Source organism: Streptomyces sp. W16, assembly GCF_033194735.1.
Classification (GTDB): domain Bacteria; phylum Actinomycetota; class Actinomycetes; order Streptomycetales; family Streptomycetaceae; genus Streptomyces.
The window spans coordinates 1-22,935 of sequence record NZ_JAWOAI010000104.1 but is presented as its reverse complement, the minus strand read 5'-3'; the positions used below and the strand labels follow the sequence as shown (position 1 = coordinate 22,935).

Below are 22,935 nucleotides of genomic sequence, written 5' to 3'. Positions count from 1 at the left end.
CTGCCCCTGCTGGGCATCTGCCGGGGCATGCAGCTGCTGAACGTCGCGGTGGGCGGCACCCTCGTCCAGCACATCGACGGGCACGCGGAGACACCGGGAGTCTTCGGCCGGCACCCGGTCAAGCCGGTGCCGGGAACGCGGTACGCGGCGGCGGTGCCGGAGGAGATGTCCGTACCGACGTTCCACCACCAGGCCGTGGACCGGCTGGGCGCGGGCCTCGTCGTGTCGGCCTGGGCCGAGGACGGCACCGTGGAAGCCGTCGAACTCCCCTCCGCCGACTGGGTGTTGGGGGTGCAGTGGCATCCGGAGATGGGCGAGGACCTGCGCGTGATGCGGGCGCTGGTGGCAGCGGCCACGGTCGCTACGACGCCGTCTCCCACCGCTTCCTGAGCCAGCCGAGGGCCGCGTCGCCCTGCGCCCGCTGGAAGGCGCGCAGGGTGGGCAGGCCAGGCGGCGGGGGCCGCAGCGAGTGCTCGACGAAGAAGCCGACGAGTCCAGCCAGGGTGGCGGTGACACCGAACGGGTCCGCGCCCTGGGCGAGGGGATGCCGGGTGAACAACTCCTCGGGATCCGGGCCGCCTTGGGCTCGCACACACGGGAGCATGACCAGCAGGTCGAACCAGGGGGCGGCGCGGACGGCGTGCGGCCAGTCGACGAAGACGACCCCGCCGTCGTCCGTGAGCAGCATGTTGTCCGCGCGCAGATCGGCGTGCGCGAGGGTGTCGCCGGACGCGGACTCGGCCCAGGGGGCGGCGAGTTGGGCCAGTTCGGCGAGGTGCGCGACCGTCCACGGGTCGAGTCGTCCGGTGACGTCGCCCACCGCGCCGTCGAGCAGGTGCCGCCAGCCGTCGAAGGCGCCCGCGAGGCTCTCGGCCACGGGCGGGGCGGCCACGGGAGAAGGCGTGAGAACGCGCCCCAGCTCCTCCACGGCACGCAGCACCCGCACCAACTCGCCCTCCCGCCAAGGGACATGAGGCTGCCGCCCCACCACCTCCTCGAAGACCAGGACAACCCAGGTGCCGTCGTCATGGGTGCCGAGGAGGCGAGGGGCGGGAACCGCGGGCGGGAGAGCCGCGGCGTTGCCGGCCTCCGTGCGGTGCAGCTTCGGGCTGTGCGGGTTGACCTCGGCACTGACCGCCTTGACGAAGGCACGAGTGCCGTCGGCGGTCCGCACCCGAGCGGCGGTACCCGGGGAGAAGCCGCCGGGCTGAGTGACGGCACGCGTCACGACCGAGCCGAGCAGCCGCGCGCCGGCGTCGCGGACGTGGGCGGGGAGCGCTTCCCAGGGGGTGCGGACGCCGGTGGCGGGCGGGGCGGTGGGAAGAGACATGCGGTTCATGGTGCGGGAGTTCGGCGGGGGTGCGCCAAGGGTTTTCGCCACCGCTGCTCGTGCTCCGGGCTGGGTCCGGGCTGGGGTGGCGGACCTTTTGACTACTCCGAGTCGGGGTGGCGCACTTCTCGACCTACCGGGTCGGGGTGACGCACTTCTCGACCCACCGGGTCAGGGCGGCGCACCTCTCGACCCACCGGGTCGGGGTGACGCACCACTCGACCCACCGGGTCGGGGCGGCGCACCACTCGACCCACCGGGTCGGGGCGGCGCACCACTCGACCCACCGAGCCGGGGCGGCGCACCACTCGACCCACCGAGCCGGGATACCGCACCTCTCGCCCTCCCGAGCCGAGGCCGCACACCCCCCGCCCCACCGAGCCGCGATACCGCACCTCTCGCCCTCCCGAGCCGAAGTCGCACACCCCCCGGCCTACCGAGCCGGGGTGACGCACTTCTCGACCCACCAGGTCGGGGTGGCGCACCACTCGACCCACCGAGCCGGGATACCGCAACTCCCGCCCTCCCGAGCCGAGGCCGCACACCCCCCGCCCCACCGAGCCGGGGTCACGCACTTCTCGACCCACCGAGTCGGGTGGTGGGTGGGCATAGGTCGGGGGTCTGGGGGCGGAGCCCCCGGGGCCGGGCGCTAACCCCGGGTCAGGGACAGGAGTTCGCGGGCCGGGCCCGTCGGTCGGTGGCCCGTTGGCCAGACCGCTCTGAGGTCGCGGGCCAGGGTGACTCCCTCCACCGGTATGCGGACCAGACGTCGCGTCGACAGTTCCTCGCCCACCGCCAGTTCGCTCAGGACAGCCGGCCCCGCTCCGCTCACCGCCGATGCCTTGACCGCCGTAGTGGAGGACAACTCGATCAACGGGCGGGCCAGACCGCCCAGCGCCGCGTCCAGTACCTGGCGTGTGCCCGAGCCCTTTTCCCGGAGGATCAGCGGTGTCGACGCCAACTCCGTTGCGGGGACGGGGCGTCGGCGGCGGGCCCAGGGATGGGTGGGGGCCGTCACGACGATCAGATGGTCGTGGGCGATCACCGTGGAGTCCAAGCCGGGCGGGACCGACAGACCCTCCACGAAGCCGAGGTCCGCCTCGTCGGACAGCAGCTGTTCCGCGACCGTCGTGGAGTTGCCCGCCAGCAACGACACCGCCGTGTCGGGGCGTTGAGAGCGCAGAGCCAGGAGCCAACCGGGGAGCAGGTACTCCGCGATGGTCATGCTCGCGGCGACGCGGAGCCGGGAGTCGCGTCGGTGCCGTAGCGCCTGGGCGCCCGCGTCGAAGGCGGCGGCGGCCTCGACGACCCGGCGGGCCCAGTCGGTGACCAGAGCGCCGGCGTCGGTCAGGCGTGAGCCGCGCGGGGAGCGGTCCACGAGTGCCACGCCGAGCTGCCGTTCCATGGAGCGGATCCGGCTGCTGGCCGCCGGCTGGGTGATGCCGAGCTCGCGTGCCGCGCCACCGAGGCTGCCGAGCCGGGCCACCGCCAGGAGCAGTTCCAGCGCGCCCAGGTCCGGCACCCGGTGCGCTATCGACCCTTCCCGCTGACCATCCGTCTCGCCACTGCTCATAAATCCAGTTTATGTCCCCATAGACACATACTCCCTGGTCGCCTGTCTCAGCCGACGAGACGCTGGACACATGGTCACCGCAGTTCGTCACCTCGGACCCAACTGGTACGCGTCCGTCATGGGCACCGCCATCGTCGCCACGGCCGGCGCCGGGCTCCCCCTCCACCTCCCGGGACTGCGCACGGCCTGCACCACCGTCTGGGCCCTCTCCCTCGCCCTCCTCCTGACCCTGCTCGCCGCCCGCACCCTGCACTGGACCCACCACCGCGACCAGGCCCGCGCCCATCTCCAGGACCCGGCGACGGCCCCGTTCTACGGCTGCCTGGCGATGGCCCTGCTGGCGGTGGGCGGCGGCGCCCTGGTCGTCGGGCAGGACTGGATCGGGCTGCGGGCGGCGGTCGTCCTCGACGCCGTGCTGTTCGGGGCCGGTACGGTCGTCGGGCTGGTGGCCGCCGTGGCCGTCCCGTACCTGATGGCCGTACGGCATCACGTGCACCCCTCGGAGGCGACCCCGGTGTGGCTGCTGCCCGTCGTCGCGCCCATGGTGTCCGCCGCCCTCGGGCCGCTGCTGGTGCCCCATCTGCCGCCCGGACAGCCCCGGGAGACACTGCTCCTCGCCTGCTTCGCGATGTTCGGGCTGAGTCTGCTCGCCACGCTCCTGATGCTGCCGCTGGTCTTCGCCCGGCTGGTCACCGGCGGACCGCTGCCCCTCGCGCTGACCCCGACGCTGTTCCTGGTGCTCGGCCCGCTCGGTCAATCCACCACCGCCGTCGGCAAGTTCGCGGACTTCGCCCCCGGTGTCGTACCGGCCGCGTACGCCCAGGGCTTCAGCCTCCTCGCCGTTCTCTACGGCGTCCCCGTCATGGGCTTCGCGCTGCTCTGGTTCGCCCTCGCCACCGCGCACGTGGTGCGCGCCCGGCGCCGGGGCATGGGCTTCGCGATGACCTGGTGGGCGTTCACCTTCCCGGTCGGCACCTGCGTCACCGGCGCGGAGTCCCTGGCCCGGCACACCGGACTGGCCGTCTACGACGGGCTCGCCGTCGTCCTGTACGGCGTGCTCGTCGTCGCCTGGGTCACCGCCGCCGCGCAGACGGCCCGGGGTCTGGTCAGCGGCGAGCTGCTCGCAGGGCCGCGGCCAGTACCCGTGGCGCTTCGGCCAGTGACGGCCCGTACCACGTCAGGTGCCGGCCGCTGACGAGCGCGCAGGGCAGGCCGGGGAAGGCCTCCGGTCCGTCCTCGGCCGTGAAGCGGTACGGCTCGTCGGGGAGGACCACCAACTCCGGTTCCGCCGCCCGTAGTTCGTCCACGGTGACACGCGGGTAGCGCTCGGCGTGCGTCGCGTACGCGTGGTCGACTCCCAGACGGGACAGCACATCGCCCGCGAAGGTGTCCCGGCCGAGCACCATCCACGGGCGGCGCCAGACGGGGACGACGGCGGTCAACCGGCGCTCGGGGGCCGGGAGTTCGGCCCATGCCCGCTCGGCCTCGTCCAGCCAGCGCGGTCGTGGCGATGCTCCGCAGGCGTCGAGGACCCGGTCCAGTTCACGGAAGGCCCCCGGGACATCACGGACCTCCGTGACCAGGACACCGACACCCGCCTCGCGCAGGGCCGTCAGGTCGGGCTCGCGGTTCTCCTCCTCGTTGGCGACCACCAGGTCGGGTGCGAGGGCGAGGATCGGGTCGAGCTTCGGGTTCTTGGTGCCGCCGACGCGGGTGACGTCCAGGCCGGGCGGATGGCTGCACCAGTCCGTCGCGCCGACCAGAACTCCCGGCAGCGATACGGCTATTGCCTCCGTCAGGGACGGCACCAGCGAGACGACGCGCATCAGCGCGGGCGGTCCTGGACCGCCTCGATGTGCTCGGCCACCGCGACCACGACGACCCGGGTGTCCGGCACGGTCGCGCGCCAGCGGTGCCGCACCCCGCCGGTCAGGTACATCGTGTCGCCGCGCACGAGACGGTACGCGCGTCCCTCCGCCTCGATCTCGACGGCGCCGTCCGCGACGTACATCAACTCGTCGTTGCGGTGCTGGAATTCGCGTCCGGCGTCATGGTCACCGGTGAACTCCGAGGCGTGCAGCTGGTGATGACCCCGTACCAGCGAACGCATCCGGGGTGCGGCCGACTCGGGTTCCTCGGCGCGTACGACGTCCACGCTGCACGCGGGGTCGGCGGCGGCGAGGAGTTCGACGGCCGTGGTGCGCAGGGCGTCGGCCACCTTCTCCAGGGAACTCCGGCTGGGGCGCGCCCGGTCGTTCTCGACCTGGCTCAGGAAGGGCACCGACAGACCGCTGCGCTCGGCCACGACGGCGAGCGTCAGGTCCAGCGCGCGGCGCCGCCGCCGTACGGCCGCACCCACCCGAAGGGGCTGTTCTTTGTGGTCGCCCATCGCTCCGGCTCCCTCCTTCGCTCGTCGGCCTGCGGTTGGTTCTGAAACTGCCTCTGATGAGTTCTCTGCACCCTACGCATGTTCGGCAAACCGTTTCATGCGCCTGTCACATCCACGTCACACAGCGTGCGATCGGACTTCACAGTTCTGGCCAGTGTGCGAGGGCCCGCCGCCCCTCTATCAGCGTGTGAGTTCGTCCCTACTCTTCAATGCGTACGCGGTCGCCTGTGTTCCCGCTCACATCGCGGGCCCGATTGCGGGGCTTCGTAGCGCTATGTGGTTGGCCGAATCCTTTTCGTGCCGGACAGGGGCACCGAGAAAGGTGGGCCCCGCCGCACGAAGGGGGGAACGTGCGGTGGGGCCCACCTCTGGGGCGGCGGCTGCGGGACTGTCAGGTCACCCGGCCGCCTGGCTCTGCTGGTTCTTTGTGACCGGGGCCCACTGGTCCACGAAGCTCGGGTGCTGCTTCAGCCAGGTGCGGACGGCGGCCTGCTCCTGGCCCTTGCCGGACTTCTGGATCTGCGCCTCCAGACCGGTGAGCTGCGCCTCGGTCATGCGGAAGTCCTTCAGCCACTTGCCGACGTCGGGGTTGTCGGCGGCGAAGCCCTTGCGGGCCACGGTGTGCACGCCGTCGCCCTTGCCCCAGGTGCCCTTCGGGTCGGTGAGTTTCTTCAGCTTGTAGTCGCTGTACGCCCAGTGCGGCGACCAGAGCGTGACGACGATCGGCTGCTTCTTGGCGTACGCGCGCTTCAGCTCGGCCAGCATCGCCGGGGTGGAGCCGTCGACGACGTCGTAGGAGCCCTGGAGGCCGTACTCCTTGAGGACCTTGGTCTTGAGCATGCCCATCATTCCGGCGCTCGGTTCGATGCCGGTGATCTTGCCGCCGAACTCGGAGGCGTGGGCCTTGAGGTCGGCGAGGGAGTTGACGTCCTTCACGTACGACGGGACGGTCAGCTCCAGGGACGTGGAGCCGTACCAGCTGCCGAGGTCGTCGAGCTGCTTGCCGTACTTCTTCCAGTACTCGGCGTGCGTGGTGGGCAGCCAGGAGTCGGTCTGGAAGTCGACCTGGCCGGTGGCGAGGCCGGTGTAGAGCGGACCGGCCGCGTACTGGGTGGTCGTCACCTTGTAGCCGCGCTCCTCCAGGAGTTCCTTCCAGAGGAAGGTGGAGGCGATGCCCTCGTCCCAGGGGATGTAGCCGATGGTGATCTCCTTGCCCTTGCCGACGTCCGTGGCGGAGGTCGCCTTCGTGCCGGAGGAGGAACCGAAGACGCCCAGGCCGCCGGCCACCAGAGCGAGGACGACCACGCCGATCACGGCGAACGCGGGGCGGGGGCGGTAGTTCCAGGGCTTGGTGCTCTCCGCCGCGCGGGCCTTGGCGGCGGCCCTGCGGCCCAGCGGGGAGATCTGGGTGCCGAGCGCGCCGGTCATCCGGTCGAGGTAGATGGCGAGGACAACGATGCCGACGCCCGCCTCGAAACCGAATCCGATGTCGAGCCGGCCGATGGCCTCGTTGACCGCGCCGCCGAGACCGCCGGTGCCGACCATGCCGGCGATGACGACCATCGACAGTCCGAGCATGATGACCTGGTTGACGCCCGCCATGATCGTCGGGAGTGCCAGGGGTAGTTGGACGCGCAGGAGTGTGTCGCGCGGTGAGGTGCCGAACGCCTCGGCCGCTTCTACGAGTTCGGCGTCGACCTGCCGTATGCCCAGCTCGGTCATGCGGACGCCGGGGGCGAGCGCGAAGATCAGGGTGGCGATGACGCCGGCGGAGGTGCCGAGCCCGAAGAAGAGGATCGCCGGGATCAGCAGCACCATCGACGGCATCGTCTGGAGCAGGTCGAGGGCGGGCCGTACGACCGCGCTGACCGTCTTGGAGCGGGCCGCCCAGATGCCCAGCGGGATCGAGATCACCAGGGCGATGACGGTCGCGACCAGCACCAGGGCCAGGGTCGACATGGACCGGTCCCACAGGTCGAGCGAGTCGATCAGCAGGAACCCGGCGAAGGCCAGGACACCCGCGACCAGCCCGCGCAGCCACCAGGCGAGCACCGCCAGGATGCCCGCGAGGAGCAGGGGTTCGGGCGCGGTGAGGACCGTGTTGACGCCGTCGTACATGCCCTCGACGACCGTCTTGATCGCGTCGAAGAGCCAGGACATGTGGGCGACCAGCCAGTCGACACCGGAGTCGACCCAGTCACCGAGCGGGAGCCTAGGCACAGGCGGTCACCTGCTCCTGCTCCGTGCCGGAGTCCCCGCCGAGAAACGCGACCAGGCGCTCCTGCGGTACGACTCCCACGACCTCGTCGGCCGCGTCGAGCACCGCGACCGGGTGGGTGAGGCGGGCGCTGAGGGCGCACAGGTCGGTGAAGGAGGTGTCGGGCGCGGCGGTCTCGCAGTCGCAGTCGGCCTCGTGGCCGTCGACGCCGGTGTCCATGACGGCGGACGCGGTCAGCACCCGGGAGCGGTCGACGTCCTGGATGAAGGAGGCGACGTAGTCGTTGGCGGGGCGCAGCAGGATGTCCTCGGCGGTGCCGGTCTGGACGATCCTGCCGTCGCGCATGACGGCGATACGGTCGCCGAGGCGCATGGCCTCGTTGAGGTCGTGGGTGATGAAGACGATCGTCTTCTTCAACGACTTCTGCAGTTCAAGGAGTTGGTCCTGCATGTCCCGGCGGATCAGCGGGTCGAGGGCGCTGAAGGACTCGTCCATGAGGAGCAGGTCGGCGTCGGTGGCGAGCGCCCGGGCCAGGCCGACGCGTTGCTGCATTCCGCCGGACAGCTCGTCGGGCCAGGAGTCCTCCCAGCCGGCCAGGCCGCACAGGGCGAGGGCCTTGCCGGCGCGGGCTTCGCGCTCGGCGCGGGGCACGCCCTGCACTTCGAGGCCGTAGGCGGCGTTCTCGCGGACACTGCGGTGCGGGAAGAGCGCGAAGTGCTGGAAGACCATGCTGATCTTGTGGGCGCGGACCTCGCGCAGTTCGCGGTCGGTGAGCGCGGTGAGGTCCTGGCCGTCGAAGAGGACGCGGCCGGCGGTGGGCTCCAGGAGTCCGTTGAGCATGCGCAGGAGCGTGGACTTGCCGGAGCCGGACAGGCCCATGACGACGAAGATCTGGCCGGGTGCGACGGAGAAGGAGGCGTCGATCACGGCCGCGGTGGTGCCGTCGGCGCGCAGTTCCTCCCGGTCGGCTCCTGCTCGGAGCCGTTCGACTGCCTGGTCGGGTCGTCTGCCGAACACCTTGTGCAGGTGTTCGGCTTCTAGCCTGGCTGACACGCGTACCTCTCGTTCGGGGGCAGGACGCGGAGGCGATGGCGAGGGCCAGGGGCCTGACGGCCCATCGGCAGTTGAATGTGCAACCGGCACCGCTCCGAGGCCGCGCCTGCCCTCGCTTCACCGACGCAAACACGGAGTGGGCCAGGTCACTCGCGCCGTAGGATCACCGACGATGCCGCTGTCGGGGACCGTGGGGGGCTGTCGTGGAACGACCGGACGACCGTGTGCCGTCGGCTTTGCGCTTCAGTACGGAGCTCGTCGCCTGGATCGGCATGCCCTGGGCCCTCTCCGGACACTCGTGGCCGCTGGCCGTGCTGTCGCTGGTGGTGCTGATCGGACTGCCGAGCGTCTTCACCACTCCGGGTGACAAGGCGCACGTGGTCGTCGCCGTCCCGGGGTGGGTGACGATCCTCCTCGTGCTGCTCCAGGTCGCCAGCGCCCTGGTCGCCGCCTGGTGGATCATGCCGCTGTGGGCCGCCGTCCTGGTGTCCGTGCTCGCCGCCGCCACCCTGGTCACGGAACGTCCGCGCTGGACATGGCTGTTGACACTGCCGGCCCGTGCCAGTACGTGACCGTGGGCGTCGTGCGGCATGATGCGTGACGTGACCGGACGACTGATGCTCCTCGACACCGCCTCGCTCTACTTCCGCGCCTACTTCGGCGTCCCGGAGTCCGTGAAGGCACCGGACGGGACGCCGGTGAACGCCGTGCGCGGGCTGCTCGAATTCATCGACAGGCTGGTCAAGGACCACCGGCCCGACCAGCTGGTCGCGTGCATGGACGCGGACTGGCGGCCCCAGTGGCGGGTCGATCTGATCCCCACCTACAAGGCGCACCGCGTCGCCGAGGTGCGCGAGAGCGGCCCGGACGCGGAGGAGGTGCCGGACACGCTCTCCCCGCAGGTCCCGATCATCGAGGCCGTCCTCGACGCGGTCGGTATCGCGCGGGTGGGCGTAGAGCCGTACGAGGCCGACGACGTGATCGGCACGTTCACGGCCCTGGCCAAGGGCCCGGTGGACATCGTCACCGGTGACCGCGACCTGTACCAGCTCGTCGACGACGCCCGCGGCATCCGCGTCCTGTATCCGATCAAGGGTGTCGGCTCCCTCCAGCTCACCGACGAGGCGGTGCTGCGCGAGAAGTACGGTGTCGACGGCCGCGGTTACGTGGATCTGGCGCTGCTGCGCGGCGACCCCAGCGACGGTCTGCCGGGGGTGCCCGGGATCGGCGAGAAGACGGCGGCCAAGCTCCTCGCCGAGTTCGGTGACGTGCCCGGGATCATGGCGGCGATCGACGACCCCAAGTCCAAGCTGACCCCTTCGCAGCGCAAGCGCCTCGACGAGGCGCGGCCGTATGTCGCGGTCGCGCCCAAGGTCGTACGGGTCGCGGACGACGTGCCGCTGCCCGATGTCGACCCCACCCTGCCGCACGCCCCGCGCGATCCGGAGCTGGTGGGCGCACTGGCGGAACGCTGGGGGCTGGGCGGATCATTGCAGCGACTGCTCACCACGCTGGGCGCGTAAGCATTGTTCTTGCCCTTTCTTTCTTGCCTTTCACAGAGAATGTAGTGCTAGCTTAGGTAAGCCTAAGCATGGGAATCTGGGAGGCCGTCATGGCAGAACGTCCGGCACGGAAGCCGCGTAAGCCCCACTCCGCGCAGGTCGTCCGCACCGAGCGCCTGACTCCTCACATGCAGCGCGTGGTGCTCGGTGGCGAGAGTCTTGCCGAGTTCTCGGCGGACACCTGCACCGACCACTACGTGAAGCTGCTCTTCCCGGCCGGGGGCGCCACCTACCCCGAGCCCTTCGACATGGAGCGCATCCGCGCCGAGTTCCCGCGCGAGCAGTGGCCGGTGACCCGGACCTACACCGTGCGCGCCTGGGACCCCGAGCACCTCGAAATGACCCTGGACTTCGTGATCCACGGCGACGAGGGCCTCGCCGGCCCCTGGGCCACCCGCGTCCAGCCGGGCGAGACCGTCCACTTCATGGGCCCCGGCGGCGCCTACGCCCCCGACGCGGGCGCCGACTGGCACCTGTTCGCCGGGGACGAGAGCGCGCTGCCCGCGATCGCCCGCGCCCTGGAGTCGCTGCCCGAGGGCGCCGTGGCACACGCCTTCGTGGAGATCTCCGGCCCCGAGGAGGAGCAGAAGATCGACTCCGACATCGAGGTCGTCTGGCTGCACCGCGGGGACCGTCCCGTCGGCGAGGCGCTCGTCGAGGCGGTACGGGCCCTGGAGTTCCCGGAGGGCCGCGTGCACGCGTTCGTACACGGCGAGGCGGCCTTCGTGAAGGACCTGCGGGCCCTGCTGCGCGTCGAGTCCGCGATCCCGCGCGAGGACCTGTCGATCTCCGGCTACTGGCGGCTCGGCCACAACGAGGACGGCTGGCAGGCCTCCAAGCGCGACTGGAACGCGAAGATCGAGGCCGAGCAGGAGGGTGCTACGGCAGCCGCCTAGAACGGGTGGAGAGGGGCGCCGCCTTCGAACGACTTCGAGGGGACGCCCCTTGGTTGTGCCCCGGTTTCGCGTGCCTCTATACGGACCGCTGATACGACCTGAACGTACGGATCGACAGCCACACCGCCACCACCGCGAGCCCCAGCAGCGCACCGCCCCGGCTGAGCACGTCACCCCAGTCGGGATGCTCGGACATCGCCGAACGGCCCGCCACCATCGCCCAGTTGAGCGGGTTGAAGTCGGCTGTGTGCCGCATCCACGAGGGCATCTGCGAGGGCGCCATGAAGGCGCTCGACAGGAACGTCAGCGGCAGCAGCAGGAAGGTGTTGATGCCGATGATCGACTCCCGCTGCTGCACCAGCATGCCGAGCGCGTTCGACAGCGCCCCGAATATGGTGCCGAGCAGTACCGAGGCCACGACCAGGATCGCGATGCCGCCGACGCCGCCCGGGTAGTCGGCGCCGCCCAGCAGTCCGAGCAGGACGATGATCACCGACTGGAGTGCGGTGACCAGTCCGTTGTTGACGACATTGCCGTTCATCAGCGCGGCCCGGCTGACCGGGGTGGTCAGGAAGCGGTTGAGGGTGCCGCGCTGGATCTCCTCCAACGTGCCCATGCCCGCCCACATGTTGGAGCTGAGGGCGCTCATCGCGACCACGCCGGGGACGAGGTAGTCCAGATACGAGGTGGTCCCGAAGCCGCCGAGTTCGACGACCTTCTTGAAGAGGCTGCCGAAGAGGAACAGCCAGATCACCGGCTGGATGAGGGTGATGACCGCGAAGGCGGGCTGCCGTACGAACACCATGAGTTGACGCTGCGTCATGTACCAGGTCTGGGAGACGGCGGTGCTCATCGCACACCTCCGGCGACGGCGAGGTGCTCGGTGCTGTCCGCGCCGGCCTCGGAGTAACGGCGGCCGGCGTAGCGGAGATAGACGTCGTCGAGCGAGGGGCGGGCGACGGTCGCGGCGGCGACCCCGACGCCGACCCGCTCGAACGCCGCCAGCAGGACGGGCATCGCGGCTGCTCCGTCGTCGGCGCGGGCACTGACCCGGCGTCCGTCGACCAGCACCTCGTGCACGCCCGGCAGTCCGACGAGGGTGCTCCTGAGCAGCGTACGACCGGCGTCGCCGACCGCTTCGCGCAGCTCCAAGTGGACGGCGTCGCCCCGGAGTTCGCCCTTGAGGGAGTCGGGGGTGCCCTCCACGACGACCCGGCCGCGGTCGACGATCGCGATGCGCTCGGCGAGCCGGTCGGCCTCTTCGAGGTAGTGCGTGGTGAGCAGGATGGTCAGCCCCTCCTCCCCCGCGAGCCGGCCGATCTCGTCCCACATCGCGGTGCGGGCCTCGGGGTCGAGACCGGTGGTGGGCTCGTCCAGGAAGAGCACCTCGGGACGGTGCACCAGGCCGAGCGCCACGTCCAGGCGGCGGCGCATTCCGCCGGAGTAGCCCTTCACCGGGCGCCGTGCGGCGTCGGCGAGAGTGAAGCGGTCGAGGAGTTCGTCCACCCGTTCCGTGAGGGCGGCGCCCTTCAAGCCGTAGAGCCTGCCCTGGAGTTGGAGGTTCTCGCGGCCGGTCGCCGTCGGGTCGGCGCCCGAGTTCTGGGCGACCACGCCGATCGCGCGGCGCACCCGGTCCGGGTGGCGCAGCACGTCGTGGCCGGCGACGGTGGCCGTGCCCGAGTCGGGCCTGGCCAGGGTGGTGAGGATCTTGACGGTGGTGGACTTGCCGGCGCCGTTCGGCCCGAGGAGGCCGAAGACGGTGCCGGGCTCGACGGTGACGTCCATGCCGTTGAGGGCGGTGACGTCGCCGGGATAGGTCTTGATCAGTTGGCGTGCCGCTACTGCGGGCGCACGGGTACTGCCCATGACAGCTCTCCATGAATGAGCGGATGTGAGATGTGAAAGGTCACGACTGATCCGCGTGCAGAGCGCCGGGCTATCCTGGGTGTGCCGCACCTCGATCGCCTGGCTTGCCGCACGGTGGGTCGGTCTCGGGGTTCGTGACCCCGGCCGGGCTGCTGCAACAGCCCTGTCGGGGTCAGTCTTCGCTAGGTGAACTCCGGTGGCGGTTCCCCCGTTTCGTGGAAGTGGCGCCAGCCTTCGACGCCGAGCATCGAGCCCTTCCTGAGCTCCTCCAGGAAGCCGCGGACCCATTCGGTCTGCGCCTCGATCATGTGCAGTTGGTACTCGACCTCGATCAGGAACAGCCGGGGCACCGACTCGTAGAGCTTCTCCAGCGCCCCGCGCTCACCGGCCGCCTGCACCTCCAGGTTCTTCACCCGCTCCTCCAGGAGCGTCGCCACCTCGTCGGGATGCAGGGCGCCCAGCAGCGAGAGGGCCGTCTCGAAGATGGGGAACTCCTTGACCGGGCGGGCCAGCAGCTCCGACAGCCACTCGGTCATCTCCTCGCGCCCGGCGCCGGTCAGTCCGTAGACCGTGCGCTCGGGGCGGTTGCCCTTGCGCTCTATGTCGGCGACCTCGACGAAGCCGTACTTCTCCAGGTTCTGCACGACCGTGTAGAGCGAGCCGTAGTTGATCTTCGTGCTGGTGTCCTTGCCCTGGCGGCGCAGGGTCTGGGCGATCTCGTACGGATGCATGGGGCCTTGACAGAGGGTCACCAGCACGGCGAGTGCCAGCGGGTTGCTGAGCTTGCGACGCTTCGCGGCCACCGGGACCACCACCTCCACCCACTCATCGCGTCCGAATATCCGTTGCCGAACATATCGCGAGTCGCCGCGGAACGTCAATACACGATGTATCGCGATTTTGCGGCGTGGGCAAGGGCGTGAGGACTTGGGCCCGCCATGGACACCGTCGCGTGACGCGTCCGAAACAGGCCGTCCCTAATTTCTGTCACCCGACAGGAATTCGCGCCGAAGGCAGGTGCCGCCGTGGCCACAACCACCCCCTCCGACGTACGCCCCGATCCGCCCCACTCCCCCGACGACGCCTCCCTCGCCGAGTTCGGCTACCGCCAGGAGCTGCATCGCAGCCTCGGCCGGTACGCGTCGTTCGCGGCCGGGTTCTCCTTCATCTCCGTACTGACGACCGTCTTCCAGTTCTTCGCCTTCGGGTACGCGTTCGGCGGCCCGGTCTTCTTCTGGGCCTGGCCGATCGTGCTGGCCGGCCAGCTGCTGGTGGCCGCCTGCTTCGCGGAACTGGCCGCGCGCTATCCGATCTCGGGCGCGATCTACCAGTGGTCCTCGCGCCTCTCCAACGCGACCTTCGGCTGGTTCGCCGGCTGGATCATGGTGATCGGCCAGATCGTGGTCGTGGCCGCGGCGGCGCTCGCGCTCCAGATGGTGCTCCCCGCGATCTGGTCGGGCTTCCAGCTGGTGGGCACCGACCCCGCGCCCACCTCACCGGACGGCGCGGCCAACGCGGCGGTCCTCGGCGTGATCCTGCTGATCCTGACGACCCTGGTGAACATCCTCGACAACCGCGTGATGTCGGTGATCAACCGCGTCGGAGTGACGGCGGAGATCATCGGCGCGATCCTGATCATCGTCCTCCTCCTGACCCACTCGAACCGCACCCCGAGCATCACCTTCCACACGACCGGCAGCCTGGAGAGCGGCCTGCTCGGCGCGCTGCTGGTCGGCTCGTTCACGGCGGCGTACGTGATGATCGGCTTCGACAGCGCGGGCGAGATGAGCGAGGAGACCCACAACCCCCGCCGCACCGCGCCCCGCACGATCCTCACCGCGCTCACCGCAGCGGGCCTGCTCGGCGGCCTGATCATCCTCGGCGGCCTGCTCGCCGCGCCCAGCCTGACCGACGGCCACCTGGGCGTCGACGGCCTCAGCTACGTCCTGACGAGCAGCCTCGGCGACGGCGTCGGCAAGGCCCTGCTGGCCGACGTGGTGGTGGCGATCGCGGTGGCGACCCTCGCCATCCAGACGGCGGCCTGCCGCATGCTCTTCTCGATGGCCCGAGACGGCCAACTCCCCTTCTCCGCCCGCCTGTCCAAGGTCAACCCCCGCACCGGAATGCCCAGCGCCCCCGCCCTGGTCGTCGGCGTCCTCGCGGCGGCCCTGCTCCTCCTCAACTTCGCCTCCCCGGACGCCTTCCTGGCCATCGGCACCACCTGCATCGTGATGCTGTACCTGGCCTACGCGATGGTCACGGGCCCCCTGCTGATCCGCCGCCTGCGCGGCGAGTTCACCACGGAGGGCACGGACGAGACGGGCGCCCGGCTGTTCTCCCTGGGCCGGTGGGGGGTGCCGGTCAACGCCCTGGCACTGCTCTACGGCCTCGTCATGACCGTCAACCTGGCGTGGCCGCGGGCCGCGGTGTACGACCCGGCGGGCGGGCACTGGTACTTCCAGTGGTTCACGGTGTTGTTCCTGGTGGTCACGGTGGGACTGGGGTGCCTGTACCGGTGGCTGGGGGCACGTCAAGGGCGCAGTGCGGAGGAAGGGGCACCGCTGGCGGTGCCTGCGGAATCGGGCTGAACGCCGCCGCGCCGTGGTGTCCTCATTGAGGGAAAGACGCTCCAAGGCCGCAAGCACAGGACCACTCAGGCCCACCGGTAGAACTGCCGGTGGGCCTGACCGCCTAGGGCGACATCGTTGAGGGCCGCCTCATCCGGTGACTGTGCCGTCGGCGTGGGTTCCCTGCAGACACTCCGCTCGGACCTGGACCCCGTGCGGGGTCAGGGTCATACGGGGTTCGATATGCGGCAGTTGATGGCCCACACGCGAGAACCGCCATTGGGACACGATCGTGGACAGGGCGAGTGTCGCCAAGGTCATCGCGTAGCTCTCACCGATGCACTTGCGCGCGCCTCCACCGAACGGAATGAAAGCACCGCGCACGTGTTGCTGTTCCGGAAGCCACCGGTCGGGATCAAAGCAGTCGGGGCGTGGATTGAATCGCTCGTCATGATGGATGAGATACGGGCTGTAGATGAGGGTGGTCTCGGGCGGGATCACGGCGTCCGCCAGCCGGGCTTCGGTGCTGGTCGTTCGTGTCAAGATCCATCCGGGAGGATAGAGGCGTAGCGTCTCGGTGATGACCCGGCGCGCCAGGTCGAGCTGGGGAAGATCATCCCAAGTGGCAGTTCGGGTGCCGAGAACCTTGACCGTCTCGGTGCGCAATCGCTCTTGGACATCGGAGTTCTGGCACAGGAGGTGCAGAGCCCAGGTAAGTGCCACTGCAGTGGATTCGATGCCGGCGACTAGCAGGGTCATGATCTGCGCGTGGATCTCGGCGTCGCCGAGGGATCCTCCTGCGTCGTCCTGCGTTTTGAGGAGCATCGAAAGCACATCGCCGTGGGTCTCATCGTCTTGCCGGTACAGGCTGATGGTCTTGCTGACCGCGGCCCATGCTCGATTACGAGCCCGCTCATAGCGCAAGTTCGGGGGAATCGGCAGACGGCTCAGCGAAGGCGGGAGGACAGCCTGCTGGTAGATACCTCGAAAGATTTCTGGCAGACATTCCTTGACGGTGTCCACTGCGGGTCCCGCGGCTTCAGCCGTGAACAAGGTTCGAGCAATGGTGTCACTCGCGAAATCGTACATCTGCGCCGCTACGTCGACAGTCTGTCCGTCACTCCAGCTGATTGCGAGCGTGTCGATTTGCTGGGACATGATGGCGGCGTATTCACGCAGGCACGTGCGGGAGAAGGCCGGCTGCAAGCTGCGTCGCTGTCGTCGATGGGCGCTATGAGGGCACGAAGCAAGGCCGTTCCCAAGCGCATTTCCGATCCGTTCGATGATGGGTCCGCCCTTGTCGTACATGCGGTCGTGCAGGAGAACTTCCTGGACGAGTTCAGGCCGGCAGACCACGACAGCCGTTTGTGGACCCAGCCGTATCTGTACCAAATCACCGTGGGCGGGGAGGGTGTTCAGGAAACGCAGCGGGTCACGGAGCAGGGGAAACAGATGCCCGACGATCGGCAGTGCCCCTGGAGCCTGTGTGATGCCTTCAAGGTCAGTTGCCATGACGTGTTTCGCCCTCCTTGGGATGGGAGCCTCGTGAAGGCCGGCATCGAGTGAGCCAGGGGTGCTCCTTGCCGGTCACCCACCACTGCGCGCGGATGCACGATCCCGGCTCGGGAGCATCTCCTGCAGATGAGCATGCTGTTGATCCGACTCGTCCGAGGTGACGGGGATCTCGTAGCGCGTGGTGTTCCCGTACCAACGCAGGCATCCATTCGTCCACTGCCGCATTCCGGCAGTGACGTGCAGGATCTCTTCACGGGTGCCGGACGGCACACCACGGCTCTTCAGGAAGGGCCAGAGCCGCTTTTCGGCGGCCAGGAAGTCGGCCACTCGCTCCTGGACCTTGGCAACGGCCGAGGCGATGGCTTCCTGCAGCGAGAGTCCGCCGGCATGTTGCATGACGATGACGACATTGTGGAAATCTCCACGTATGCCATCCAGGCGAATGGAATGCAAGTCGTTCTGCCAAGCAACCACATCGCTCGCAGCTTCGACGATCTCCCTGAACAGGCCCGTCTCGTAGATGCTTTCGGGCACCTCCGCGCGCTGGCTGAGTTCGACCAGATCGAAGCCGAACTCCATACCCACCGACAATCGCCTGGTCTGAGTGAAACTGTCGATCCCGGGGGGAGTTCCGCGGAACCGATTCTCGGACTCCTCGGTGAATCCTTGGAAGAACAGGTCCAGGTGCCGGTTCAGCCGTCCGTGAAGCGCCGGAGAGAGCCTTTCACCAGTACGGATGGAAAGATCCGTGAGCGCCCTCGTGAAAGGAGTCTGCTCCTGTGCGGGAGCAGGGTCTTTTCCGGTGTTGATGATGCCCATCAGGCGCCTGTGGACCGGAGCCCAGGCTTCCGGGTCATCGTAGATCTTCAACGTGTGTAAGTCGTCCAGGATGAAGGTGACGAAAAGCCATTCCGCACAGAGGCAGAGATCACGGAATGAAGCTTCCGGATAGGTCCAGGCAACAAATTTCCCATAGCCCGCTTCCAGCCGCTTCCGGCCGCCCTGTGTCTCTGCCAGCCCGAGACTCTCGCCGAGCGAGCGGACGTATTCTTCTATCCGCCGACTGTACGGACTTACGGCCGGGGGGTTGGGCTCCGCATACGTCGGGATCATGGCGAGCACTGGTCCTCCATGTCTATGGCGCCGGAGTCGGCTGAGGCGGTTGGGGCGTGGCGCGGGTTGCCTGCTCTCGCGGCGAGAAGCCGAGGAGTTGGTGGACAATCGGTGCTTCACGGTGACGTTCGAGGACAGGCCGAAGCGCTGGTGGCCGAAGGCAGGACAAGTGGCGCCACGGACTCCTCCTTCCGCGATGGCGACAGCGATGGCGCGAGTAGGACGCGCCGGCTTCAGCGGTACAGCTTCTATCAGAACGCAGTTCCGTCCAGACCGGAAGTGGCCGTCGTTGATTCAGACATGAACGTGTTGCGCGCACATTTGGACGGTCGCGCGATCAGGATGCGCACGCCCCCCTCGGGACCTCGCGAGTGCCAGGGGCGATTGCCAATGCGGTCATATGCCCCGGACGAATTCACGCCTCTGGCGGTGTATTGGCGCAGCCGTCGGTTGGCGAAGGGCGAGCGCACCGGAGACAGGAACAGACCGGCACACGCGCGTAGCGTCAATCGCGCTGCACGTACGCGTGCAGGTGCATATCGTGCCGGCCGTCCGGATGGAGGAGTTCGAGGCGGTGAAAGCCGATCTCGTCGAGAACCGGCAAGCCAGCGAGTCAGTCAGCCAGGCAGCCAGGGTGCCCGTCGCACGCAGGGCGACGCCCCGCGCCGGGCCAACGGCGCGGTCCAGCAGGCGAGTTCGGCGCAGCCGTCGGCGCGCACGATGCTCCGCAGCGCCGCGCGCCCCAGCAGGCGGTCGCTATCGCGTCGATGCCGGCCCGCTGTGCGCTGTCTGCGCGTTGCCCTTGCCCTGCCAGGCCTTGAACCCCGGTCGATCCAGCCCCCGCATCCCGCTCTCCGACGGTTCGTCCCCCCGCTGTCAGTGCCTCCTCGTACCCTTGATCGTGATGAGCCGCAGAAGCCCGATCCCGCCCTCCCCCCTGCCGCAGCGCGACGGGGTCGATGCGGCGCGGGTGAAACTGCCGCAGGGAGCGGCGTGGGCCACCGTGCGTGATCATCTGGTGGAGCGGCTCGCGGCCGGGGCGGGGGTGATCGACGGAATGCTGGACGCAGGCCGGGTCGTGGACGCCGACGGGCGTGCCGTGCCGCGTGACATGGCGTACGTACCAGGCATGTTCGTGTGGTTCCACCGGGACCTGCCGCCCGAGGTGCCGGTGCCGTTCGCACTGGACGTCGTGTACCGCGACGAGCACATCGTCGTCGCCGACAAGCCACACTTCCTGGCCACGACACCGCGCGGCAGCCATGTCACGGAGACCGCGCTCGCGCGGCTGCGCCGGGAACTGGACCTGCCCGCGCTGGGCGCCGCCCATCGCCTGGACCGGCTCACCGCCGGGCTGCTCCTGTTCACCGTGCGCCCCGCGGAGCGCGGCAGCTACCAGTCACTGTTCCGCGACCGGCTCATCGCCAAGGAGTACGAGGCCGTCGCCCCGTACGATCCGGCGCTCGCCCTGCCACGCACCGTGCGCAGCCGGATCGTGAAGGAGCGTGGGGTCATGGCGGCGCGCGAGGTCGAGGGCGAGCCCAATGCCGTCAGCGACGTGGAGTTGCTGGAGCAGCGGGACGATGGGCTGGCTCGCTATCGGCTGCGTCCCCGCACCGGGCAGACGCACCAACTACGGGTGCACATGACGGCATTGGGAGTGCCGATTCTCGGCGACCCCCTCTATCCCGTGGTGACCGGCCCCGTGGCGGCCGGTGACTTCCGGCGTCCGCTCCAACTGCTGGCGCGGGTCCTGGAGTTCACCGATCCGGTCACTGGGCGCGCGCACCGGTTCGTCAGCCCGCGTGTGCTGCAGGCCTGGTCGTCGTACGAGGAGTGGGCCGGGTAGCCCGGGTACCCCGGTCGGCTCAGTCTCCGCGCCACCAGCGCAGGAGGCGCCGGAACACGCCCGGCCGACTTCCCAGTTCGGGCATCGCCGCCGGCATCGGAGCCGCGGGCTCCGGCGCTGTGGACTGTGGCTGCGGCTGTGGCGTGCCGACCTGCCAGTTGTTCGGGCGCTGCGGCGGCACCGGGTTGACGGAGGGCCGCTGCGTGACGTCCTGCTGGGGCTTCGGCGCGAACTTCACCGGCAGTTCCACCAGGTGCCGGTTCGAGATGGACTCCCTCCAGCGCAACTCGTGCTCCTCGCAGGCGAGTTGGACGTCCTGGAGGCGGGTCAGCAGCGCGTCGACGCCCACGTCGGCGATGGCACGGCCGATGTCCTGGCCCGGGCACTCGTGGGGACCACCGCTGAAAGCCAGGTGGGAGCGGTTGCCCTGCATGTTGGCCTTGAGGTCGGGGCGCACGCGTGGGTCGACGTTGCCCGGCGCGATGCCCAGGATGAGGCCATCACCCTTGCGGATGCGCTGGCCGCCCAGCTCGGTCTCCTGCTTGGCGACGTAGGGGAGGATGGTGCTGAACGGCGGCTCGTCCCACAGGGACTGCTCGACCGCCTGGGGCACCGTCATCTGGCCGCCGTTGAGCCGGGCGCGGAACCCCGGGTCGGTGAGTACCACTCGCAGTACGTTGGCGAGCAGGTTGGTGGTGGCCTCGTACGAGACGATCATGACGACGCGCAGGTGGTGGCCGACCTCCTCGTCGGTCAGCCCCGCCGGGTGGTTGATCAAGTGGCTGGTGAAGTCGTCCTTGGGTTCGGCCCGGCGGCGGACGGTGAGCCGCATCAGGACGTCCATGATGTACGCGTTGCTGGCGATGGCGGTCTCGGTGCCCTTGAGCATGTCGCGGGCGGCCTGCACGATCCGGTCGTTGTACTCGTCCGGCATGCCGAGGATCTCGCACAGCACCGCCATCGGCAGGTGCTCGGCGAACTGGCTGACCAGATCGGCCCTGCCCGCCTCGCAGAACTTGTTGACGAGGTGCTGGGTCGCGCGGTTGATGTAGCGGCGGATGCCCCGGTGGTCGATGGTCGACATGGCGCCGGTGACCGCGCCGCGCAGCCGCAGGTGCTCGTCACCCTCGGCGTGGCAGCAGATGGGCTGCCAGGCGACGATCGGCATGAGCGGGTGATCCGGCTTGACCGTGCCGTCCTGCAAGGGACTCCACAACCGGGTGTCGCGGGTGTACTGCGAGGGGGTGCGCACCATGTGCATGTTCTCGCCGTGACCGAGCACCACCCAGATCGGCACGTCCTCGTGGAGCAGGGCGGGGGCCACCACGCCGTGCTCGGCGCGGAGTTTCTCGTACAGGGCTCCCAGGTCCTCCGCCTCGGGGCCGTACAGCCGGTGCAGTCCCCCGGGGCCGGTGCCGTGTGCGGGGCAGCCGGGGGGCGGGCCGAGCGTGGGGTCGTCCGTACCGGTCGGGGAGTGTCGTTCAGACGTCACGGTGGTCGCTCCGAAAACTGAAGTGGGTCCGATGTCTGGGGAGTTCGGGACAGGGGGACAGGACTACGGCCGCGAGTACGCGGGGCGGGCTCGGGATCAGGTCAGCGAGCCCGTCATCGCGAGCGAGTGCAGGAAGGTCATCAGGGTCATCAGGACGTCCCGGCTGGAGGCCCGGCGACGTGCGTCGCACTCCACGATGGGGATCTCCGGCGCCAGGTCGAGTGCCTCACGCAGGTCCTCGACGGGATAACGGGGCCCGTCCGGGAAGGAGTTGACAGCGATGACGAACGGCACGCCGCTCTCCTCCAGCCGTCCTATGACATCGAAGCTGACCTCCAGCCGCCGGGTGTCGATCAGCACCACCGCGCCGAGCGCCCCCTCGAACAGCCCGTTCCACAGGAACCAGAAGCGTTCCTGGCCGGGGGTGCCGAAGAGGTACAGCACCAGCTGCTCGGTGATGCTGATGCGGCCGAAGTCCATCGCGACGGTGGTCGCGGTCTTGGTCTCGGAGCCGTAGTCGTCGTCGACTCCGACGCCGGCCTGCGTCATGGTCTCCTCCGTGGTCAGCGGCCTGATCTCGCTGACCGAACCGACCATGGTCGTCTTGCCGACCCCGAAACCACCCACGATGACGATCTTCACCGCGGCCTGTGCCGTCTGCGGCAGATGGTCCTCGGTCCGTGGCCCGGGGATGGTGTCAGAGCTTTTGAAGTCCATGCATCACCGCTTCGAGGAGGGAACGGTCGGCGATCGCCTGCCGCACGATCGGGGCGCGCGCCTGGACCAGTTCGGCCGTCAGCAGCTCGGTGAGCAGGACGGTCACCACGCTGAACGGCAGATTCAGATAGGCCGACAGCTCGGCCACGGACAGGGGGGCGGTACAGAGCCTGATCAGCGCCGCCCGCTCCGGCGTGGAGGCGGGCGGTGGGTCGGCGCGCGCCACGATCAGCGTGACCAGGTCGAGGGCGGCGCGCTCGCGCCCCTCTGCCGATCCGGTGAGCACGTACAGCCGCTCGGGCTCCTTGCGCGGGCCCTGTTTGAGGGGCTCGGGCGGAGGCTGTTCCTTGGGGTGGCGCCGCCGGCGTTGCGGAGGAGTCATACGGTCTGCCCGTTGCGCCTGGGCGGGCTGGTGAGATGCGCGCCGATCCGGACGACCAGGTCACGCATGCGGTTGCTCATGAGACCGGGTTCGGCGATCACGTCGGAGAGCACCGCGAGATAGGCGTTGGAGCCCGCCGCCATCAGATAGAAGTAGCCGCCGTTGATCTCGATGATGACCATGCGCATCGTGCCGTCGCTGTCCGGGATCTCGTGGGCGACGGCGCCCGCGAGGCTCTGCAGCCCCGCGCAGGCGGCGGCGACCCGGTCGGCGGCGTCCGGGTCGCCGCCGTAGCGGGCGATCCGCAGTCCGTCGGCGGAGAGCACCACGATCATCTCGATGCCCGGTACGCCGTCGGCGAGCTCCTTGAGCATCCAGTCGAAGTTGGCTCGCTGCTGGATCACTTGAGGTCC

Annotated in this window: 22 protein-coding genes; 7 read left to right on the top strand and 15 right to left on the bottom strand. The window is 69.4% G+C overall.

The annotated features are described in order from the left end of the window. On the top strand, nt 1-390 hold a 390-nt coding region (locus R6V09_RS16410; protein ID WP_317882148.1), incomplete at its 5' end, for a gamma-glutamyl-gamma-aminobutyrate hydrolase family protein. On the opposite strand, the gene R6V09_RS16405 is transcribed toward R6V09_RS16410, so the two are convergent. Together R6V09_RS16405 and R6V09_RS16400 are read right to left on the bottom strand one after the other, a co-directional pair. Next, entirely contained in the window at nt 362-1,330 is a 969-nt protein-coding gene (locus tag R6V09_RS16405; protein WP_317882147.1) for a phosphotransferase, read from the bottom strand. The genes R6V09_RS16410 and R6V09_RS16405 overlap by 29 nt on opposite strands. Nucleotides 1,331-1,979: 649 nt before the next feature. Next, entirely contained in the window at nt 1,980-2,903 is a 924-nt protein-coding gene (locus R6V09_RS16400; protein WP_317882146.1) for a LysR family transcriptional regulator, read from the bottom strand. A 70-nt stretch (nt 2,904-2,973) separates the two neighbouring features. Here R6V09_RS16400 and R6V09_RS16395 point away from each other — a divergent pair, with 70 nt between their 5' ends. Continuing rightward, nucleotides 2,974-4,098 (top strand): TDT family transporter, encoded by a 1,125-nt coding sequence (locus R6V09_RS16395; RefSeq protein WP_317882145.1) that lies wholly within the window; start codon nt 2,974-2,976, stop codon nt 4,096-4,098. Here the strand turns inward: R6V09_RS16395 and R6V09_RS16390 are convergent. The 4 genes from R6V09_RS16390 to R6V09_RS16375 all read right to left on the bottom strand — a co-directional run bounded on the left by R6V09_RS16390 (nt 4,010) and on the right by R6V09_RS16375 (nt 8,563). Continuing rightward, on the bottom strand, nt 4,010-4,729 hold the full coding sequence (locus tag R6V09_RS16390) for a helical backbone metal receptor (protein ID WP_317882144.1): 720 nt from the start codon (nt 4,727-4,729) through the stop codon (nt 4,010-4,012). The two genes, R6V09_RS16395 and R6V09_RS16390, sit on opposite strands and share 89 nt — an antisense overlap. Continuing rightward, nucleotides 4,729-5,292: a helix-turn-helix domain-containing protein gene (locus R6V09_RS16385; RefSeq protein WP_019066149.1), complete on the bottom strand. Its 564-nt coding sequence runs from the start codon at nt 5,290-5,292 to the stop codon at nt 4,729-4,731. Before R6V09_RS16385 ends, R6V09_RS16390 begins: the two co-directional genes overlap by 1 nt. Nucleotides 5,293-5,688: 396 nt before the next feature. Next, entirely contained in the window at nt 5,689-7,512 is a 1,824-nt protein-coding gene (locus R6V09_RS16380) for an ABC transporter permease/substrate binding protein (RefSeq protein ID WP_317882143.1), read from the bottom strand. Beyond that, nucleotides 7,505-8,563, bottom strand: a complete 1,059-nt coding sequence (locus R6V09_RS16375) for a quaternary amine ABC transporter ATP-binding protein (RefSeq protein WP_317882142.1) — start codon at nt 8,561-8,563, stop codon at nt 7,505-7,507. Before R6V09_RS16375 ends, R6V09_RS16380 begins: the two co-directional genes overlap by 8 nt. A gap of 203 nt (nt 8,564-8,766) precedes the next feature. Between R6V09_RS16375 and R6V09_RS16370 the strand changes: the two genes are divergently transcribed. The 3 genes from R6V09_RS16370 to R6V09_RS16360 all read left to right on the top strand — a co-directional run bounded on the left by R6V09_RS16370 (nt 8,767) and on the right by R6V09_RS16360 (nt 11,021). Then, nucleotides 8,767-9,135 carry a hypothetical protein gene (locus tag R6V09_RS16370; RefSeq protein WP_317882141.1) on the top strand — a complete coding sequence of 123 codons (369 nt, stop codon included), beginning with the start codon at nt 8,767-8,769 and terminating at the stop codon, nt 9,133-9,135. A 21-nt stretch (nt 9,136-9,156) separates the two neighbouring features. Continuing rightward, nucleotides 9,157-10,086 carry a 5'-3' exonuclease gene (locus tag R6V09_RS16365; RefSeq protein ID WP_317882151.1) on the top strand — a complete coding sequence of 310 codons (930 nt, stop codon included), beginning with the start codon at nt 9,157-9,159 and terminating at the stop codon, nt 10,084-10,086. 89 nt (nt 10,087-10,175) lie between these two features. Continuing rightward, on the top strand, nt 10,176-11,021 hold the full coding sequence (locus R6V09_RS16360) for a siderophore-interacting protein (protein WP_317882140.1): 846 nt from the start codon (nt 10,176-10,178) through the stop codon (nt 11,019-11,021). A 76-nt stretch (nt 11,022-11,097) separates the two neighbouring features. On the opposite strand, the gene R6V09_RS16355 is transcribed toward R6V09_RS16360, so the two are convergent. The 3 genes from R6V09_RS16355 to R6V09_RS16345 form a co-directional block, all read right to left on the bottom strand. Next, on the bottom strand, nt 11,098-11,874 hold the full coding sequence (locus R6V09_RS16355; RefSeq protein WP_317882139.1) for an ABC transporter permease: 777 nt from the start codon (nt 11,872-11,874) through the stop codon (nt 11,098-11,100). Then, nucleotides 11,871-12,887, bottom strand: coding sequence for an ATP-binding cassette domain-containing protein (locus tag R6V09_RS16350; protein ID WP_317882138.1), 1,017 nt, complete (start codon nt 12,885-12,887; stop codon nt 11,871-11,873). The genes R6V09_RS16355 and R6V09_RS16350 overlap by 4 nt, the downstream gene beginning before the upstream one ends. A gap of 182 nt (nt 12,888-13,069) precedes the next feature. Further along, on the bottom strand, nt 13,070-13,690 hold the full coding sequence (locus R6V09_RS16345; RefSeq protein WP_317882137.1) for a PadR family transcriptional regulator: 621 nt from the start codon (nt 13,688-13,690) through the stop codon (nt 13,070-13,072). Between the two features lie 222 nt (nt 13,691-13,912). Between R6V09_RS16345 and R6V09_RS16340 the strand changes: the two genes are divergently transcribed. Then, nucleotides 13,913-15,475 (top strand): amino acid permease, encoded by a 1,563-nt coding sequence (locus R6V09_RS16340; protein ID WP_317882136.1) that lies wholly within the window; start codon nt 13,913-13,915, stop codon nt 15,473-15,475. A gap of 129 nt (nt 15,476-15,604) precedes the next feature. On the opposite strand, the gene R6V09_RS16335 is transcribed toward R6V09_RS16340, so the two are convergent. Both R6V09_RS16335 and R6V09_RS16330 read right to left on the bottom strand, forming a co-directional pair. After that, nucleotides 15,605-16,966 carry a cytochrome P450 gene (locus tag R6V09_RS16335; RefSeq protein ID WP_317882135.1) on the bottom strand — a complete coding sequence of 454 codons (1,362 nt, stop codon included), beginning with the start codon at nt 16,964-16,966 and terminating at the stop codon, nt 15,605-15,607. 75 nt (nt 16,967-17,041) lie between these two features. Then, nucleotides 17,042-18,082 carry a terpene synthase family protein gene (locus tag R6V09_RS16330; protein WP_317882150.1) on the bottom strand — a complete coding sequence of 347 codons (1,041 nt, stop codon included), beginning with the start codon at nt 18,080-18,082 and terminating at the stop codon, nt 17,042-17,044. A 904-nt stretch (nt 18,083-18,986) separates the two neighbouring features. Between R6V09_RS16330 and R6V09_RS16325 the strand changes: the two genes are divergently transcribed. After that, nucleotides 18,987-19,931 (top strand): RluA family pseudouridine synthase, encoded by a 945-nt coding sequence (locus tag R6V09_RS16325; RefSeq protein ID WP_317882134.1) that lies wholly within the window; start codon nt 18,987-18,989, stop codon nt 19,929-19,931. 19 nt (nt 19,932-19,950) lie between these two features. On the opposite strand, the gene R6V09_RS16320 is transcribed toward R6V09_RS16325, so the two are convergent. The 4 genes from R6V09_RS16320 to R6V09_RS16305 all read right to left on the bottom strand — a co-directional run bounded on the left by R6V09_RS16320 (nt 19,951) and on the right by R6V09_RS16305 (nt 22,926). Next, on the bottom strand, nt 19,951-21,423 hold the full coding sequence (locus R6V09_RS16320) for a cytochrome P450 (RefSeq protein ID WP_317882133.1): 1,473 nt from the start codon (nt 21,421-21,423) through the stop codon (nt 19,951-19,953). 96 nt (nt 21,424-21,519) lie between these two features. Further along, nucleotides 21,520-22,140: a GTP-binding protein gene (locus R6V09_RS16315; protein WP_317882132.1), complete on the bottom strand. Its 621-nt coding sequence runs from the start codon at nt 22,138-22,140 to the stop codon at nt 21,520-21,522. Beyond that, nucleotides 22,121-22,522: a DUF742 domain-containing protein gene (locus R6V09_RS16310; RefSeq protein WP_317882131.1), complete on the bottom strand. Its 402-nt coding sequence runs from the start codon at nt 22,520-22,522 to the stop codon at nt 22,121-22,123. The genes R6V09_RS16315 and R6V09_RS16310 overlap by 20 nt, the downstream gene beginning before the upstream one ends. Further along, a complete protein-coding gene (locus R6V09_RS16305; RefSeq protein ID WP_317882149.1) occupies nt 22,519-22,926 on the bottom strand; it encodes a roadblock/LC7 domain-containing protein in 408 nt (135 codons plus the stop codon). The genes R6V09_RS16310 and R6V09_RS16305 overlap by 4 nt, the downstream gene beginning before the upstream one ends. Between the last annotated feature and the right edge of the window lie 9 nt (nt 22,927-22,935).

Excerpts from the sequence above, each read along its gene's own strand:
- R6V09_RS16395 (WP_317882145.1), top strand. The coding sequence starts at position 2,974 with ATGGTCACCGCAGTTCGTCACCTCGGACCCAACTGGTACGCGTCCGTC.
- R6V09_RS16350 (WP_317882138.1), bottom strand. The coding sequence starts at position 12,887 with ATGGGCAGTACCCGTGCGCCCGCAGTAGCGGCACGCCAACTGATCAAG.
- R6V09_RS16355 (WP_317882139.1), bottom strand. The coding sequence starts at position 11,874 with ATGAGCACCGCCGTCTCCCAGACCTGGTACATGACGCAGCGTCAACTC.
- R6V09_RS16360 (WP_317882140.1), top strand. The coding sequence starts at position 10,176 with ATGGCAGAACGTCCGGCACGGAAGCCGCGTAAGCCCCACTCCGCGCAG.
- R6V09_RS16315 (WP_317882132.1), bottom strand. The coding sequence starts at position 22,140 with ATGGACTTCAAAAGCTCTGACACCATCCCCGGGCCACGGACCGAGGAC.
- R6V09_RS16385 (WP_019066149.1), bottom strand. The coding sequence starts at position 5,292 with ATGGGCGACCACAAAGAACAGCCCCTTCGGGTGGGTGCGGCCGTACGG.
- R6V09_RS16405 (WP_317882147.1), bottom strand. The coding sequence starts at position 1,330 with ATGTCTCTTCCCACCGCCCCGCCCGCCACCGGCGTCCGCACCCCCTGG.
- R6V09_RS16365 (WP_317882151.1), top strand. The coding sequence starts at position 9,157 with ATGCGTGACGTGACCGGACGACTGATGCTCCTCGACACCGCCTCGCTC.
- R6V09_RS16390 (WP_317882144.1), bottom strand. The coding sequence starts at position 4,729 with ATGCGCGTCGTCTCGCTGGTGCCGTCCCTGACGGAGGCAATAGCCGTA.
- R6V09_RS16330 (WP_317882150.1), bottom strand. The coding sequence starts at position 18,082 with ATGATCCCGACGTATGCGGAGCCCAACCCCCCGGCCGTAAGTCCGTAC.
- R6V09_RS16310 (WP_317882131.1), bottom strand. The coding sequence starts at position 22,522 with ATGACTCCTCCGCAACGCCGGCGGCGCCACCCCAAGGAACAGCCTCCG.
- R6V09_RS16335 (WP_317882135.1), bottom strand. The coding sequence starts at position 16,966 with ATGGCAACTGACCTTGAAGGCATCACACAGGCTCCAGGGGCACTGCCG.
- R6V09_RS16325 (WP_317882134.1), top strand. The coding sequence starts at position 18,987 with ATGAGCCGCAGAAGCCCGATCCCGCCCTCCCCCCTGCCGCAGCGCGAC.
- R6V09_RS16400 (WP_317882146.1), bottom strand. The coding sequence starts at position 2,903 with ATGAGCAGTGGCGAGACGGATGGTCAGCGGGAAGGGTCGATAGCGCAC.